Genomic DNA, 14,773 nt, shown 5'->3' on the forward strand with positions numbered 1-14,773 from the left:
CTCCGGGCGACCACTCCACCTGCCCCACGCCGTGGCGGGCGGTTGCCGAGGCGGCCTTCTCATCCATTCGGCTCATCGAAAGGCTCTGCCATGGACAACATGCTCGCCCGTGCCAGCGGGCGCCCGGTGACCCGCCGGCGGCCACGCGTCGCGCTGGCGTCGGTCGTGGTCGGTCTCGCCGTCGCCGCCACGACGGTCGCGGTGGCGTCCGGCGCCAGCGCCGGCACGACCCTGGGGGCGTCCGCCGCCGAGAAGGGGCGCTACTTCGGCGCCGCGGTCGCCGCCAACAAGCTCTCCGACGCCACGTACGTCGGGATCCTCAACCGGGAGTTCACCTCGGTCACCCCGGAGAACGAGATGAAGTGGGACGCCACCGAGCCGTCCCAGGGCCAGTTCACCTTCGCCAACGCCGACCGGATCGTCAACCACGCCCGCGCCAACGGGATGCAGGTGCGCGGCCACGCCCTGGCCTGGCACTCCCAGCAGCCGGGGTGGGCGCAGAACCTCAACGGCAGCGCGCTGCGCCAGGCGATGGTCAACCACGTCACCCAGGTGGCGACCTACTACCGTGGCAAGATCCACTCCTGGGACGTGGTGAACGAGGCGTTCGCCGACGGCGGCAGCGGGGCCCGCCGCGACTCGAACCTGCAACGCACCGGTAACGACTGGATCGAGGTGGCGTTCCGCGCCGCGCGCGCCGCCGACCCGACCGCGAAGCTGTGCTACAACGACTACAACACCGACGGGCAGAACGCCAAGAGCAACGCGGTGTACGCCATGGTGCAGGACTTCAAGGCCCGGGGCGTGCCGATCGACTGCGTCGGCTTCCAGTCGCACTTCAACAGCGCCTCCCCGGTGCCCGCCGACTACCAGGCCAACCTGCAGCGCTTCGCCAACCTCGGCGTGGACGTGCAGATCACCGAGTTGGACATCGAGGGCTCGGGCCAGGCGCAGGCTGACAACTACGGCCGGGTGGTGCGTGCCTGCCTCGCCGTGACCCGCTGCACCGGCATCACCGTGTGGGGCATCCGGGACACGGACTCCTGGCGGGCCAGCGGCACCCCGCTGCTCTTCGACGGCAGCGGCAACAAGAAGCCCGCGTACACCGCCACCCTCGACGCCCTCAACGGCGGCACCACTCCGCCGCCCACCACGGCGCCCCCGACCACCGTGCCGCCCACCACCCCGCCGCCGTCCGGCGACTGCGCCGCGACGGTGTCGCTGAACTCGTGGAACGGCGGCTTCGTCGCCACGGTACGCGTCACCGCAGGCACCGCGGCGATCAACGGCTGGGCGGTCGCCCTCACCCTGCCGGGCGGCGCGACGATCACCAACACGTGGAGCGCGCGCGCCACCGGGACCAGCGGCGCCGTGACGTTCCGCAACGTCGACTACAACGCCCGACTCTCCGCCGGAGCCACCACCGAGTTCGGCTTCCAGGGCACCGGGACCGGCCCGACCGGCACGCCCACCTGCACCGCGAGCTGACCCGTCCGACGGCCCGGCGCGGGGAACCACCCACGCCGGGCCGCCGACGCCGTATGCACCTTCCGCCCGCCCGGGCTCTGCGGTGTCCGCCCTGGATGGTCGTCGGGACTGCCGGAGCCCCAGCCGACCGTGGTGCCGGTCCTCCGGCACTTGCCCTCAAGTCCACTTCAACTTCTACCGTCGACACGGCAGGTTCGATCGAGCGGATCAGGGCGTGGTTGGTATGAGCGTGAAGCGGACGGTACTGGTGACCGGGGGGACCGGGCGAGTGGGCGGGCAGGTCGTCGCCCGGCTCGTCGAGGCCGAGGGCGTGCGGGTGCGCGTGTTGTCCCGCGATCCGGCGAGGGCATCGGCGGCCCTGGGGCCGCAGGTGGAGGTGGTCGGCGGTGATCTCACCGTGCCCGACGGCCTGAGCGCCGCGCTGGACGGTGTGGATGCGCTGTTCCTCGTCTTCCCGTCGGTCACGGCCGACCATGCGGCAGGTCGGTTGGTGGCGACGCTGGCCGAGCGGGTCGGGCGCATCGTCTATCTGTCCACTCACGGCGTGCCGGACGACCCCGACGGTGCCGCTGGGCCGGACGGGACCATCCTGGGCTCCCACGCCCATCTGGAGGGCCTGCTCGCAGGATCGGCCGCCGAGTACGCCTTCCTGCGCTCCAGCGGCTTCGCCGCGAACACCCTGGCGTGGGCGCCGCAGATCCAGCAGTCGGACGTACTGCGGTGGTTCGTTCCCCAGGCCAGACGGGCCCTGGTGCACGAGGCGGACCTCGGGGCGGTGGCGGCGCGGCTGCTGACGGACGATCGGCACCAGCGCGCGGCCCACCACCTGACCGGCCCCGAGCAACTGACGCAGGTCGATCAGCTCGCGGCGATCGGTGCCGCGCTCGGCCGGACACTGCGTTACGAGGAGATGGACTCCGCACAGGCCGCCGCCGAGCTCTTCCCCACGATGCCGGCGGGCGTAGCCGCCGCGATCATCGCCGGCCACGCGGCGATGATCACGCACCCCGAGCCGGTCACCGACACCGTCCGGCATCTGCTGGGCCGGCCCGCACTGACGTTCGCGCAGTGGGCTCGCGACCACGTCGAGGACTTCACCGGCCGGCGGTAGGGGCCGCCCGGCCGCTCGCGGGTCATGTCGAAGACGGGCGCCCGGCTCCGTCCTCGAGGGTGACGGGGCTGTTCCGCCGTGCGGGCGGAGCGGCGGAACCAACGATCGGTAGGAGCCGGGATGCGGAAAGTGATCGCGAACGAGTGGATGACGCTGGACGGGGTGGTGCAGGCTCCCAGCTATCCCGACGAGGATCTGACCGGTGGCTTCCAGCACGGCGGCTGGCATGCCCACTACTTCGACGACCTGTCGATGGGCTGGGTGATCGAGAACGTACGCGGCGCGGGCGGCTACCTGTTGGGACGGGGCACGTACGAGATCTTCGCGGCCCACTGGCCGAACGCGCCGGAGGAGCAGCAGGTGCTCGCCGGGCCCCTGAACGCGCTACCGAAGTACGTCGCCTCGACGACTCTCGACGAGCCGCTCGGCTGGTCGAACTCGACACTGCTGCCAGACGACATCGAGGCGGCCGTGCGCGCGCTGAAGGCCGAGACGGGGAAGGACCTGCATCTGATCGGCAGTCCCGGTCTCTTCCAGACCCTGCTGGACCTCGGCCTGGTCGACGAACTCCGGGTGATGATCGATCCGCTGGTGGTGGGCGGCGGCGGCAAGCGCCTGTTCGGCGCCGACGGCGCACACCGTCCGCTGCGGCTGGCCGACAGCCAGGTGACCAGCACGGGCGCGATCATCGCGACCTACGTCGCCACGAACCCGAGTCGACCGGGTGGCGGCAGGTCGCCGAACTCGCCCAGTGCGAGTGGGCGGCGATAGTGCTGGCTGTGCCGTTGTGTATCCGAGGTGGACGAGTCCACTGATCGTCGCCCACGTCGCCGTTCTCCTGCCGGTCGCTCGACACCAGGCGGCTCCCCACCGGCTTGGGCTCCTCTCAGCCGGCGCCGAAGCAGACGAACGCGGCGGCGGTGGCATGGGCGCCACCACCACCGGCGGTGTCGAACGCGCGCTGGGCCTCGGCGAGCGCCACCGCCGGCGGAGCACCGGCATGCATCCGCCGGTGCAGGTCCAGCATCAGCGCGGTGGTCAGGTCGGCCGGGACCGGCAACACGGTGGCGATCAGGCTGCGGGTGCCCAGGGCCAGCAGCACGGCGGTGAAGCCCATCACCTCGTCGCCCGGCCGGACGCCGGAGAGGCCGGAGTCGCACGCGGAGAGCACCACGCAGCCCGGTGGGCGGGTCAGCCGCTCCAACTCGTACGCGGTCAACGGCCCGTCGGCCAGTTCGAGGGTGGAGAAGAGCGGGTTGTCGGCGCGGAAGGCGCCGTGCGCGGCGATGTGCGCCAGCCCGGCCCCGTTCAGCGCGTCGGTGACCGCGTCGGCGGTGGCGGCGCAGCCGGTGAGGGGGCGGGAGCCGGGCAGGGCCGCGCCGAGCTGACGTACCTCGGTCTCGGCGGCGGGCAGCCGGGGCCCGGCCACCAGCACCGGCGGGCCGGCCGGGACGATCCGCCCGACGGCGCGCAGCCAGACCGTCGCCGAGGGCGCTACCGTCACCGGCCGGCCGGCGCAGGTCGGCAGGCCCGACCAGGGCACGGCGTGCAACGCGGCGATCGGGACGATCACCAGTGGCCGGTCGCGCAGCAGCCGGCGTACCGGGTCGAAGAGCTGCTGGTCCAGCGCGGTGGTGGCGAACTCGACCCCGGCCCGGGCACTGGCCGAGTCGCCGGTGGTGACCAGCCGGCGCAGGCCGAACCGGTGCAGGCGGGCCCGGCCCAGCGCCTCGTCGAGCGGGCCGAGGTCGTGCAGGCTGGTCCGACCGTCGCGGACCAGTACCGCCCGCAGCCGTGGCCCGTGCGCCACCAGCTCCAGCAGCACGGCGTCACCGAGCGCGGCGGCGAGGGCGCCAACCGTGGGCGGTGCCACCAGGTCGCCGCCGTCCGCTCCCCGGGCCCCGCCGTCCGCCCCCCGGGCCAGTTCGCGGATGCGCTGTTCGAGTCGGCCCTGGCTGCGCCGCAGCGCGTACCCGGGGTGCCCGGCGAGCAGCGCGTCCTCCAGGGCGGTGCTGACCATCCGCAGCTCGGCCAGGGCGGCGGCCAGCTCGGGGTCCTGCGGCGGCTGCACCGCGCGCATCCGCAGGGCGTTGGCCCGCCAGCGTTCCGCCCAGGCCAACACCTGGGCGGGCGTGCCGGTGCGCACGGCGATGTCCAGTCCCTCGGCGGCGAGTTCGTGCCCGTACGCCCCGCTGTGCGCGCGCAGCTCGGTGGCGCCCAGGGAGGCCCGGTGGCCGTCGAGCACCCCCAGCCCCCGGCGCAGGGCCCGGGCTGCCCCGCGCAGGTCACCGTCGAGCCGGCGCCGCAGCGCGAGCGCGTACCAGCCCTGGGCCCGGTGGGGCGCGGTGCCCCGGCGGTGCGCGCGGGCCGCCACCGCCAGCAGTTCGGCCGCCCGGGCGGGCCGGCCCATCGCCTCGGCCAGCCGGGCGGCCTCGATCCGGGTGGTCAGCGCCGGCGAGGGCCAGCCGGTGGCGTCGAGCTGCCCGGCGGTGCGCACCATGGCGGTGAGCAGGGCCGTCGACCGGGTGCCCCGGGCGAACTCGGCGCGCAGTTCGACGTGCCGGGCGAAGGCGGCCCAGATGCGGCGTCCCTGGCGGCGGAAGCGGGCCCGGGCCGAGGCGGCGGCGGTCGCGGCGGTGTCCAGGTCACCGGCGAGCAGCGCCGCCCGGGCCCGCGCCAGCAGCGCCTCGGCGAGATCCGAGGCCATGCCGCGCCGCCGTAGCTCCGTCACGGCGGACGTAGCGACCTCGACCGCCTCGTCGACCAGCGGTACGGAGAGCAGCAGTTCGAAGCGGTCCAACAGCAGCGCCGGCCGGGGCACCGACAATCGGCGGTACTCGTCGCCGACGGTGGCGAAGCTGCGCAGCGCGCCCGCGACGTCGCCGCGCTGGCCGGCGGCGATGCCGATGTTCCAGCGGGTGTCGGCGGCGGCCAGGTCGAGCCCGAGCCGGCTGAAGATGGCCGCGGAGCGGAACAGGTCGTCGTCGGTGTCCCGGCTGGTGCCCCGGTGGGCGTTGAGCAGCCCACGGTTGTTGCGCGCCCGTGCCTCCAGTAGCAGGTCGCCCTCGCGCTGGGCGATCTCCACCGCGATGCCGTAGTCCCGGACCGCCTCGTCGAACCGTCCCCGGTAGTGCAGCACGACGCCCCGCTGCATCCGGGCCCGGCCGGCGTCGGCACCGGTCAGTCGGGGCAGTGCCAGGGTCACCGCGCGGAGCGCCGCGCCGGTGCGCCCGGCGTTGGCCAGGACGTACCCGAGGCTCATCCGGGCCAGTGCCCGTGCCCGGGGCGAGTCGGTGACCCGCACCGCCCGGCGCAGGTGCCGCAGGGCGCCCGGCAGGTCGTTGAGTTCCCGCAGGGCCAGCCCGATGGCGCGTTCGGCGGTGGACCGCTCGTCGGCGTCGGGCTGCCCGGCGGCGAGGACCTGCCGGGCGATCGCGATCGCCTCGCGGGGGTAGCGCTGGACGGCGTCGAGTGCGGCCTGGGCCTGGACGGCACCGGGATCGGTGCTGTCGGCCATGCCAAGAAGAATCTCGCAGTCGCGCTCCCCGGTCAATCGCCTCGAGGCGGATCGGACATCAGTCGCCTGACCGACGATCAATTGACACTCGACTATCCTTTGAAATAATCGTCCGGTGCCTCGGAGAGCGCTTCCGTAGCTGCCCGGCCCGCCGCCGACCACGCATCTTCGACCGCCTGGAGGACCGGTGCCGTCTGACGACTCCTTCGCGTCGCGCCCGCCCGCCGGGCTGTCCCGCCGGCAGGTCATGGCCTGGTCCACCCTTGCCGCCGCGGCGGCGCCGCTCGGTCTCGTCGGGCGCGGCGCCCCGGCCGCCGCCGGCGAGTCGCCCGACGAGACCTACCAGCGGGTCTTCCTGGAGGCCCTGGCCGCCGACCCCGACCTGCGCCGCCACGCCGTCACGGGCCGGGAGTTCCTCTACCGGCCCCGGCAGTTGCTCGTGGCCCACCCCGACGTGCAGCGGGTCGTGGGTCGGCTGCGCAGCTACGGCCACCCGGTCACCGAGGGCGTCGGCTTCGGCGGGGTGGCCCGACTCCTCTTCGCCACCGAGACCGACATCCCGTCGGTGGTGACCAGGCTCCGCGACCCGAAGCAGTGGCCCGGGCAGCCGGCGCCCCTGGTCCAGCCGCACCACGCCCTGCTCGGCTTCGGCAACATCATGGGCAACCCGGGCGGTCCGCCGCGGTCCGCCGCTGCCCTGCCCGCACCGGATCCGGCGCGTGCGGGTGAGGGGGCGGGGGTGACGGTGGGGATCTGCGACACCGGCATCTGGCGGCTGGCCGGTTCCCGCCATCCGCAGTGGTTGGCCGGCAGCTACCTTCCCGAGGTCGACGACGAGGACGCCCTCTACGTCGGCGCTGACGTGCTCGCACTCCAGGGCGGCCACGGCACCTTCGTCGCCGGAGTGGTCCGGCAGGCGGCGCCGGGCGTACGTCTCGATCCCGAGGCCGCGCTGAACGCGACCGGCGTCGGCGACGAGGAGATGCTGGTCGCCGCCCTCGGTCGGCTCGGCCCGCAGGTGTCGGTCGTCAACCTCTCGTTGGGCTACTTCACCCAGGACGATCAGCCTCCGCTGCCGCTGGTCAACGCCCTGGCCGGGCTGCCCGGCAGGGCGGTGGTGGCGTCGGCGGGCAACGCCGGCACCAGCCGGCGGGCCTGGCCGGCCGCCCTGGACCGGGTCCTGGCGGTGGGCGCGGTGAGTGCCGGCGCCACCGGCCCGGTCCCGGCGCCGTACAGCAGCTACGGGTCGTGGGTGGACGCCTGTGCCCTGGGGGACCGGACCAGCACCTACGTCAGGGGTCGACTGCAACTGCCGGGCCAGCCGATCCGGTACTTCGACGGCTTCGCGGCCTGGACCGGCACCTCGTTCGCCACCGGCCACGTCGCCGGCCGGCTGGCCGCGCTGATGACCAGCGCCGGGCTCGGCGCGGAGGCGGCCCGAGCCGTGCTGGTCGCCGGTCCCCGCTGGCATCCCGACTACGGCGTGCTCGTCGCGTGAGGTCGTCGGCAGCGGCGCGCCGGGCGTCGTACCGGTGAGCGAGCGCAGCACCGTCGGGCTGGTCGCCGCCGCCTCCTGCGGTGACGAGCGGGCGTGGGGCGAGTTGGTGCGCCGCTACACCCCGCTGGTGCTCTCGGTGATCCGGTCCCACGGGCTCGACCAGGTCGACGCGGCGGACGTGAACCAGACCGTCTGGCTTCGTGCGGTGGAGCACCTGGGACGGCTGCGGGAGTCGAACGCCCTGCCCGCCTGGCTGGTCACCACCACCCGACGCGAGTGTTACCGGCTGCTTCGCCTCGGCCGGCGGACCCAGCCGTTCGACCCGTACGACGACTCGGTCGACCGGCACGTCGGCGCCCATCTGCTGGTGGACCCGGTCACCCCGGACGAGGACCTGTTGCGCGCCGAGCGGCAGCAGGCGCTGCGGGAGGCGTTCGCGCAGTTGCCGCCGCGCTGCCGGGACCTGCTGGCCCTGCTGCTGGCCGATCCGCCGGTCAGCTACCGCGAGATCGGCGCGCGGTTGGGCATGCCGGTGGGTAGCGTCGGTCCGAGTCAGGCCCGGTGCCTGCACAAGCTGCGGAACTGTCCGGCACTCGCCCCTTTCCTCAGGGCGCGCCCGGGTGACGAGGGGAGCGGAGGTGACCGGGATGGAGCCGTGGCCGCCAGCCGCTGACGACGCCCTGCTGGCCGAGTTGAGGGCCGCCCTGCGGGACTCCGGCCCGGTGCCGGAGGAGTTCCTGGCCGCAGCGCACGCCGCGTTCAGCTGGCGGACCGTCGACGCCGAGTTGGCCCTCGCCGAGCTGACCTTCGACTCGGTCTGCGACCCGGAACCGGCCGGTCCCACCCGCTCCGCCGGCTCGGCCCGCACGCTGACGTTCCGCACCGGTGCGGTGGTGGTCGAGATCGAGCTGACCCCGACCGGCATCGTCGGGCAGCTCTCACCGGCCCGGGGCGGGCGGGTGGCGGCCCGGACCGCCGTCGGCCCGTACGAGGAGGTGCCGGTGGACGCGGTCGGCTACTTCTCGATGGGGGTGCCGCCCGCCGGCCCGGTCCAGTTCTGCGCCCGCACCGCCGGGTACGCGGTGGCGACCGCCTGGGTCACGCTGCGCTGAGCGGACACCGGGCGGGACCGGGCGATGCGGCGACCGCCCGGGACACCGGCCGGACGGGTGGAACGGAGGTCGCGGGCCCCGTCCGCGACCTCCGTCCCTGCCCCTCGAGGGCGTTACTTGGCCCGCTGGGCCACCGTGATGTCGTACCGCACGCCGCCGAGGTCGGCCCGTGCGGCGCCGGTGGTGTCCGGTCCGATCTGGGTCACGTTGACGGCGGTCTGTTCCCGGGTCGGCACGGCCGCCGTGAAGTTCAGCGAGAAGGCGAGCCGCTCACCGGGGTTGAGCTCCAGGTTGTCCAGGCTGGCCTGGCCGATGTCGACGATCTCGACCTGGTTGCGGCCCACCTCGCGGACACCCTTGCCGGCCTTGCCGCCCTTGGCCCAGCGCTCGAACAGGGTCGGTCCGAGGTCGGCGACGAGCCGGCCACCGGCGGCCTGGAACGGTGCCCCGGTCTGGCTGAAGACCACGCTGCTGCGGGCCGGCCGGGTCAGCGTGTTGCCGATGGCGAACGGCCGGATCTGCGCCAGGCCGCCGGCGGTCACCGCCACCGAGTCCACGTTGCGCCAGGCGATGTTGTTGTTGTTGCGGGTGTTGACGCCGATGTCCGGTCCCTCGAAGGTCATCGGGTCGTTGGCGGAGACCCAGCGGGCCAGCAGGCAGAAGTGACCCGGGCCGGGCACGTTGTCCCACGGGATGGTGACCGTGGTGACGCCCGGGTAGACCGGCACCGCCATCGCCCCGATCTGCGTCCACGCGCCCGGCCAGCCCGCCCCGCCGCCGGGCGTGGTCCGGTAGACCCAGATCGTGCCCTCCTCCATGACGCTGTCGCCGTACGGGCCGGGGTTACGCAGCTTGATGAAGATGTAGTTGCGCTGGCCGACGATCGGGTTCTGGCTGGTCGCGCACTCGATGGCGGTGTGGCAGACCTTGATGTCCGGGCTCTGCCAGAGCGGGTTCAACGCGTGCGGTTCGAGGCCCACGTCGGCGGCGGTGTCCTTCATGTACACGTCGACCGCGGCGGCGGTGGCGGGGCCGTCCGCCGGCCCGGCCAGTGGTGCGGCACCGGCCGCGGTGACGGACAACAGCGTCGCCAGTGCCGCGCCGGTGAGCAGGGCGAGCGTCGAACGGCGCGCTCTTCCTGCGAGTCTGGTAGACACATTTCCTCCCGATGATGGGGGATCGCCGTTCGCCCCGAGGTGGTGGCGTGGGCGGGTGGACACCCTTACGGAGTCCGATCGATGCGAGTAGATACATCTGGTGCTGGTGGGTGATGTCAGATGGCGTGACTTGCCGTCAAGCCGGCGAAAGCCGCAGAGCGCTCGGATGCGCGCTCAACTGCGTCGGTTGATGACCGCGAAGGCGGTCGCCCCGACCAGGACCTCCGTCAGGATCAGCAGCGCCAGCATCATCTCGACCGCGGCGCCGAGCCCGATCGCGATCCCCGCCGCACCGGTGAGCGGTAGCGCGAGCAGCCCGAGCACGGCCAGGGCGCGGGTGAGGACGGCGTCGTCCCGCTCGTCGCCCGACTGGGACCACGCCCGCTCGAAGGCCGTCGTACGGTCCGGTCGCCTGCTGAGCCGCCACGCCATCACCGCGGCACCGATCAGCCCGACCGCCGCGCCCAGGAGGAAGCCCACTCCCATGTTTCCGGGAGCGTGCTCGCGCAGCAGCAGGCCCACGGCGATCAGCAGCGCCACGATCGCCATGCCGACGCCGAGAGCCAGGGCCCTGCGCTTGTCCGTGTGTCGATCAGTCGACATGGAAGATCTCCTCGACGGTGCGGTGGAAGTGGCGCGCGATGGCGATGGCCAACGGCAGGGAGGGGTCGTAGCGGCCGTTCTCGATCGAGTTGATCGTCTGTCGCGAGACGCCCAGCGCCTGGGCCAGCTCGCGCTGGGACAGCCCGGTGGCCAGCCGGAGCGCGCAGAGGTCGTTCTTCATGAACACCCCCTGATGTCAAGTGACCTTGTCGTGACAAGCGTGCTTGACACCCTCCGGGATTGTCAAGCACGCTTGTCTCCGGCGAGGGCTCGCCGGCCCGATCGGCACCCCCGTGGCGACATGCCGGCTGGGAACGCGGGCGACGGATCACTCACTGTCCGATGACCGACGCGCTACTGACTGCCACGGCCCTTCGGGTGCTACCTCTCTGCGGGCGTTCGGCCGACCGGGCCGGGCCGGCAGAGCGAAGGAGCCCTCCACATGTTCCCGTTTCCCGACGAAGCGACCATGAAGGCACTCGATCTCGGCCGGCGCGAGGTGTTCCAGACCCACCGGGTGCTGATGGCCTGCGAACTGCAGCGGCTGCGTCCCGTCGTCGGGGCACTGCCGGCAGGGCTGCGCCGCGAGCAGTTGACCGCCCGGCTCGACAAGGTCGCCGCCCTGGCCGTCGGGACCTGGCTGCAACAGATCTCGGAACGCGGCGCGACGATGCACCAGGCGGCCACGCTGTTCAAGGAGGTGCAGGACTCGCTCGACGGGGTCGTGCCCTCCGCCGTCGGCAACCCGTATCTCGTCGCCGCTGTGGACGAACTGAAGACCAGGATCGTCGATGTCATGAACGACGACAGGAGCCCCACGCACGTCGCCGTCAACACCGCGTTCGCGCGTCTGTTCGGGTCCGCCTCGTCGGTGGCCAAGGCGCGTTTCGCGCAGACGGTCACGGCCCTGCGGGCAGTGCTCGAGCGCACCGACGGCCGACGGTCGGGATTCGTGTGCAACCTGTCGTTGCCCGACGGGATGGGTGCACTGGCCAGCGGTCAGGGTGACACCGCCATCATCAACGTGGGTCGCTCCGCGCTCGACGGGACGATGCACCTGTGGGAGCTCGCCGCCACGCTCGCTCACGAGGGCACGCACATCCTGGCGGACAATCCGACGGTCGACATCGTCTACCGCCGCCGCAACGCCGCCTACTACCTGCAGGGCCAGATCGCCCTGCAGAACGCCGCCAACTTCGAGCAGACCGTCTGCGAGGCGTTGGGCCAGGGTGGCCCGTTCCCCACCGACGAGCAGGTGGCCGCCATGCGGGGACGCACCGCGCCCCGGATGGACTCGCTGCACACCGTGCTCGCCTCCCGCATCACCCGCGCGTGGGTGCGCACCTACGACTTCACCCGCCTCGACTTCACCAGGTCCGACCTGCCCAAGCCGGTCGCTCTCGTGCTCACCGACCTGCCGCAGGACCGGGCGTACGCGCCGTTGATCGGGGCGTACATGGAGGCGCTGCACGCGGCGATGCTGGCGCTGATGCGGGCGGAGGGGCGGCTGGTGGTGCGGGTCGAGCCGAAGATGCTGAACCACTCGACGGTCATCAACTCGGACGGCACCATCCGGTTCACCATCAACTCCGACCTCGCCGCCCGGACGCCCGTCGCCCAGGTCCTGCACTGGATGCTCGACGAACTCGTCGCCGAGGCGAAGTGCCAGATCCCCAAGGACACGGCGCAACTGCTCGCCCTGATCCTGGGCATCGAGAAGTTCGACCGGGACAACGTGCACGACGTGCTGAACGACTTCTACGACTCCTTCCACTGACCGGCGGCTGCCGAGCGGTGCGCCGACGTGATGCTGGCCCCCGTGGCGTCGGCGGCGTACCCATCGACCACAATCGGAGGCCGTCATCATCCACAGTCGAAGGGACGCGAGTGAAACGCCGCCTTCTGCACATCCTGACGGTCGCGACCGTCGTCTTCTCCGGTACGGCTGTGGTGGCCGCGCCGGCCTCGGCGAGCGACGCGTGGGGCATCGTCTGCAACCTCCGGGAGAACACCTGGCTGCGCGCCGCGCCGCACAGCCACGTGCTGCTCACCCTGACTGCCGGCCGCGGGTTCCGCTGGCACGGTCAGGTCTCGGCGGTCGACGACGACGCCTGGATCTACGGTCACGGCGCTGAGAACCCGTCCGTGGACGGCTGGGTCCCGGCCCGCAACACCACCTGCTGAACCGGTAGTTCCGCCGGGACGGCCGCCGACCGCTGCCGTCCCGGCGCACCGTGGCAGCCGAAAGTCGCTGACCATGCCGGTCCCCGGTCGTCCGTGCAGCCGACCCGGCGACGGGTGCCCGGGGGTGGCTAACGGGGCGTCAGCACGCAGAACTCGTTGCCGTCGGGGTCGGCCATGACCACCCAGCTGACCTCGCCCTGGCCGATGTCGATCCGGGTGGCCCCGAGGGAGAGCAGCCGGTCGACCTCCGTCTGCTGGTCGCCGTCCGCAGGCGGAGCGAGGTCGAAGTGCAGTCGTTGCTTGCCTGTCTTCGGATTCAGGGGTGGACCACCCCACGTGATCTTCGGGCCGCCGAGCGGTGAACGGATCGCGGTCTCCTGGTCCTGGTCCCAGACCAGCGGCCACCCCAGCGCCTCGCTCCAGAAGTAGCCGACCTCCTGCGAGCCGTCGCAGGCCAGCGCCCCGACGAATCCGCAGTCGGCGAGGAAGTTGTTGCCCGGCGCGATGACGCAGAACTCGTTGCCGTCGGGATCGGCGAGCACGATGTGACCCTCTTCGGGCCGTTGGCCGACGTCGATGTGCTCCGCGCCGAGTTCCAGCGCCCGGGCCACCGTCTGCCGCTGGTCTTCGAGGGATGTGCTCGTCAGGTCGAAGTGCATCGGGTTCGGGCCGACCTTCGGTCTCCCGGTCGGAAGGAAACGGATCCGGAACCCGATGTCGTCACCGGGCAGCAGCGCGACACCGTCGTGTGGGTCGTCGGCCACGTCCCAGCCCAGGACCCCGGACCAGAACCGGGCGAGCCGCAGGGGTTGGTTCGCGTCGAAGCTGAGCGCGAACAGTTGACTCGTCATCTCCTGCGCATCTCCGATCGGCGGTGTGACCGCTGTCGACAGCACGCCTCGCCGGCGCGTAGCTCGGGAGCCTAGGGGCGGGCCGCGTCGTGCGCAGCCGAGTATTCGCGGGCCGCCGGCCACCTCGCCGCCGGCGGCGAGGTGGCTCCGTTCGTGGCGGCTACGAGACGTGCTGCCAGAGTGGGGAGATCCGGGCCCGCGCGAAGCGCCAGCCGGTCGGCGTACGCGTGGCGGTGTAGCGGGCCTGGACACCGGCGACCCGGTGCGGCGCCTCGCCCCGGCGGAAGAAGTACACGAGCTGATGGGTGCCGACCTCGGCGTGGTCGCCGTCGAGATCCACCACCACGTCGGTGTTGAGGTGCTGGGTCGACTCCTCCTCGGGGCTGGTCCGCCGTAGGACGTCGACGATGTCGTCGATGCCGTGCAGGGCCCCGCGCGGGCTGCTGGTCTCGGCGTCCGGGGCATAGACGCCCCGCAGGTCCTCGAAGCGCCGCTCGTCCAGTGCCTGGGCGAGCCGGGCGACGAGTTCGGCGATCTCGGTGCGGTCGGTCACGGGTGACATCTCATCCTCCATATCGTTGGTGGCGCCAACGATATGGCAGATCGTTGGTGCGGCCAACGGCCTGTTAGCGTGGTCACCCGTGGAACCGACACCGGATCGTCTCGCCACGAAGGCGAGCTGGCTGATCACGCAGACCGCGGTGCACGCGCGGCGGCTCGTCGCCCAGGGGTTCGCCACCGCAGGCGCACGGGGCTACCACTATCGGGTGCTCGCGGCGTTGCAGGAGTTCGGTCCCGCGAGCCAGGCGGAGCTGGGGCGGCGCTGCCGCATGGACCGCAGCGACGTCGTCGCGGCCGTGACCGAGCTGGAGGGGGCGGGCTTCGTCGAGCGCAGCGCCGACCCGGCGGACCGCCGACGCAACATCGTCAGCAGCACCGAGGCGGGCGTGCGACAGCTGCGGCGGCTGGACCGCGCGCTCGACGACGTGCAGGACGAGCTGCTCGCCCCACTGTCGGCCGCCGAACGGCAGGCCCTGGTCGCGTTGCTCGGCAAGGTGCTCGACCACCACGGCGGCGCGCCGACGTCGTGATCCGGCCTGAGCGCCACCAGGCCGCACCCGCCGGCGCTCGCGCTACCGATCAGCCGACGTGTCGATGCGGACGCAGGCGCCGGCCGCCGACTGCCGGCCGGCTGGTGTGACCTAGGTCATCACCTCTTCTCCCGTCGGGGCCGCGACTGACCGTTCGCGGT

15 protein-coding genes are annotated in these 14,773 nt (G+C 72.8%); 9 read left to right on the forward strand and 6 right to left on the reverse strand.

The features are described from left to right. Positions 1 to 90: 90 nt before the first annotated feature. The 3 genes from OG989_RS21190 (at position 91) to OG989_RS21200 (ending at position 3,370) form a co-directional block, all read left to right on the forward strand. Positions 91 to 1,488: an endo-1,4-beta-xylanase gene (locus tag OG989_RS21190; RefSeq protein ID WP_327028176.1), complete on the forward strand. Its 1,398-nt coding sequence runs from the start codon at positions 91 to 93 to the stop codon at positions 1,486 to 1,488. A gap of 82 nt (positions 1,489 to 1,570) precedes the next feature. Beyond that, complete coding sequence (locus OG989_RS21195) at positions 1,571 to 2,599, forward strand: SDR family oxidoreductase (protein ID WP_327028177.1); 1,029 nt, start codon at positions 1,571 to 1,573, stop codon at positions 2,597 to 2,599. Positions 2,600 to 2,719: 120 nt separating this feature from the next. Further along, positions 2,720 to 3,370, forward strand: a complete 651-nt coding sequence (locus OG989_RS21200; protein WP_151457690.1) for a dihydrofolate reductase family protein — start codon at positions 2,720 to 2,722, stop codon at positions 3,368 to 3,370. Positions 3,371 to 3,485: 115 nt separating this feature from the next. Here OG989_RS21200 and OG989_RS21205 read toward each other — a convergent pair whose 3' ends face one another. Continuing rightward, on the reverse strand, positions 3,486 to 6,116 hold the full coding sequence (locus OG989_RS21205) for a CHAT domain-containing protein (RefSeq protein WP_327028178.1): 2,631 nt from the start codon (positions 6,114 to 6,116) through the stop codon (positions 3,486 to 3,488). 187 nt (positions 6,117 to 6,303) lie between these two features. Between OG989_RS21205 and OG989_RS21210 the strand changes: the two genes are divergently transcribed. The 3 genes from OG989_RS21210 to OG989_RS21220 are packed head-to-tail and all read left to right on the forward strand — an operon-like array spanning position 6,304 to position 8,726. Beyond that, positions 6,304 to 7,614: a S8 family peptidase gene (locus OG989_RS21210; RefSeq protein ID WP_225852317.1), complete on the forward strand. Its 1,311-nt coding sequence runs from the start codon at positions 6,304 to 6,306 to the stop codon at positions 7,612 to 7,614. Between the two features lie 34 nt (positions 7,615 to 7,648). Beyond that, positions 7,649 to 8,287, forward strand: coding sequence for an RNA polymerase sigma factor (locus OG989_RS21215; protein ID WP_132237817.1), 639 nt, complete (start codon positions 7,649 to 7,651; stop codon positions 8,285 to 8,287). Continuing rightward, the gene (locus OG989_RS21220) at positions 8,262 to 8,726 is read left to right on the forward strand and encodes a hypothetical protein (RefSeq protein ID WP_151455746.1); all 465 of its coding nucleotides are present in this window, start codon (positions 8,262 to 8,264) and stop codon (positions 8,724 to 8,726) included. The genes OG989_RS21215 and OG989_RS21220 overlap by 26 nt, the downstream gene beginning before the upstream one ends. A gap of 113 nt (positions 8,727 to 8,839) precedes the next feature. On the opposite strand, the gene OG989_RS21225 is transcribed toward OG989_RS21220, so the two are convergent. The 3 genes from OG989_RS21225 to OG989_RS21235 all read right to left on the reverse strand — a co-directional run bounded on the left by OG989_RS21225 (position 8,840) and on the right by OG989_RS21235 (position 10,667). Further along, positions 8,840 to 9,883 (reverse strand): hypothetical protein, encoded by a 1,044-nt coding sequence (locus OG989_RS21225; RefSeq protein ID WP_327028179.1) that lies wholly within the window; start codon positions 9,881 to 9,883, stop codon positions 8,840 to 8,842. A 174-nt stretch (positions 9,884 to 10,057) separates the two neighbouring features. Continuing rightward, positions 10,058 to 10,486 carry a hypothetical protein gene (locus tag OG989_RS21230; RefSeq protein WP_327028180.1) on the reverse strand — a complete coding sequence of 143 codons (429 nt, stop codon included), beginning with the start codon at positions 10,484 to 10,486 and terminating at the stop codon, positions 10,058 to 10,060. Continuing rightward, on the reverse strand, positions 10,476 to 10,667 hold the full coding sequence (locus tag OG989_RS21235; RefSeq protein WP_121399264.1) for a helix-turn-helix transcriptional regulator: 192 nt from the start codon (positions 10,665 to 10,667) through the stop codon (positions 10,476 to 10,478). The genes OG989_RS21230 and OG989_RS21235 overlap by 11 nt, the downstream gene beginning before the upstream one ends. A 288-nt stretch (positions 10,668 to 10,955) precedes the next feature. On the opposite strand from OG989_RS21235, the gene OG989_RS21240 reads away from it, so the two are divergent. Beyond that, on the forward strand, positions 10,956 to 12,263 hold the full coding sequence (locus tag OG989_RS21240) for a hypothetical protein (protein WP_327028181.1): 1,308 nt from the start codon (positions 10,956 to 10,958) through the stop codon (positions 12,261 to 12,263). A 110-nt stretch (positions 12,264 to 12,373) separates the two neighbouring features. Further along, on the forward strand, positions 12,374 to 12,670 hold the full coding sequence (locus OG989_RS21245; protein ID WP_151455739.1) for a hypothetical protein: 297 nt from the start codon (positions 12,374 to 12,376) through the stop codon (positions 12,668 to 12,670). A gap of 128 nt (positions 12,671 to 12,798) precedes the next feature. On the opposite strand, the gene OG989_RS21250 is transcribed toward OG989_RS21245, so the two are convergent. Both OG989_RS21250 and OG989_RS21255 read right to left on the reverse strand, forming a co-directional pair. Then, the gene (locus OG989_RS21250; RefSeq protein WP_327028182.1) at positions 12,799 to 13,521 is read right to left on the reverse strand and encodes a VOC family protein; all 723 of its coding nucleotides are present in this window, start codon (positions 13,519 to 13,521) and stop codon (positions 12,799 to 12,801) included. A gap of 160 nt (positions 13,522 to 13,681) precedes the next feature. Continuing rightward, positions 13,682 to 14,083, reverse strand: coding sequence for a nuclear transport factor 2 family protein (locus OG989_RS21255; protein WP_192581466.1), 402 nt, complete (start codon positions 14,081 to 14,083; stop codon positions 13,682 to 13,684). A gap of 79 nt (positions 14,084 to 14,162) precedes the next feature. On the opposite strand from OG989_RS21255, the gene OG989_RS21260 reads away from it, so the two are divergent. Next, positions 14,163 to 14,612, forward strand: coding sequence for a MarR family winged helix-turn-helix transcriptional regulator (locus OG989_RS21260; RefSeq protein ID WP_327028183.1), 450 nt, complete (start codon positions 14,163 to 14,165; stop codon positions 14,610 to 14,612). Positions 14,613 to 14,773: the final 161 nt, after the last annotated feature.

The sequence above is a fragment of the Micromonospora sp. NBC_01740 genome, assembly GCF_035920365.1.
Taxonomy (GTDB): Bacteria; Actinomycetota; Actinomycetes; order Mycobacteriales; family Micromonosporaceae; genus Micromonospora; species Micromonospora reichwaldensis.

Excerpts from the sequence above, each read along its gene's own strand:
- OG989_RS21190 (WP_327028176.1), top strand. The coding sequence starts at position 91 with ATGGACAACATGCTCGCCCGTGCCAGCGGGCGCCCGGTGACCCGCCGG.
- OG989_RS21200 (WP_151457690.1), top strand. The coding sequence starts at position 2,720 with ATGCGGAAAGTGATCGCGAACGAGTGGATGACGCTGGACGGGGTGGTG.
- OG989_RS21205 (WP_327028178.1), bottom strand. The coding sequence starts at position 6,116 with ATGGCCGACAGCACCGATCCCGGTGCCGTCCAGGCCCAGGCCGCACTC.
- OG989_RS21220 (WP_151455746.1), top strand. The coding sequence starts at position 8,262 with ATGGAGCCGTGGCCGCCAGCCGCTGACGACGCCCTGCTGGCCGAGTTG.
- OG989_RS21230 (WP_327028180.1), bottom strand. The coding sequence starts at position 10,486 with ATGTCGACTGATCGACACACGGACAAGCGCAGGGCCCTGGCTCTCGGC.
- OG989_RS21235 (WP_121399264.1), bottom strand. The coding sequence starts at position 10,667 with ATGAAGAACGACCTCTGCGCGCTCCGGCTGGCCACCGGGCTGTCCCAG.
- OG989_RS21240 (WP_327028181.1), top strand. The coding sequence starts at position 10,956 with ATGAAGGCACTCGATCTCGGCCGGCGCGAGGTGTTCCAGACCCACCGG.
- OG989_RS21250 (WP_327028182.1), bottom strand. The coding sequence starts at position 13,521 with ATGACGAGTCAACTGTTCGCGCTCAGCTTCGACGCGAACCAACCCCTG.
- OG989_RS21255 (WP_192581466.1), bottom strand. The coding sequence starts at position 14,083 with ATGTCACCCGTGACCGACCGCACCGAGATCGCCGAACTCGTCGCCCGG.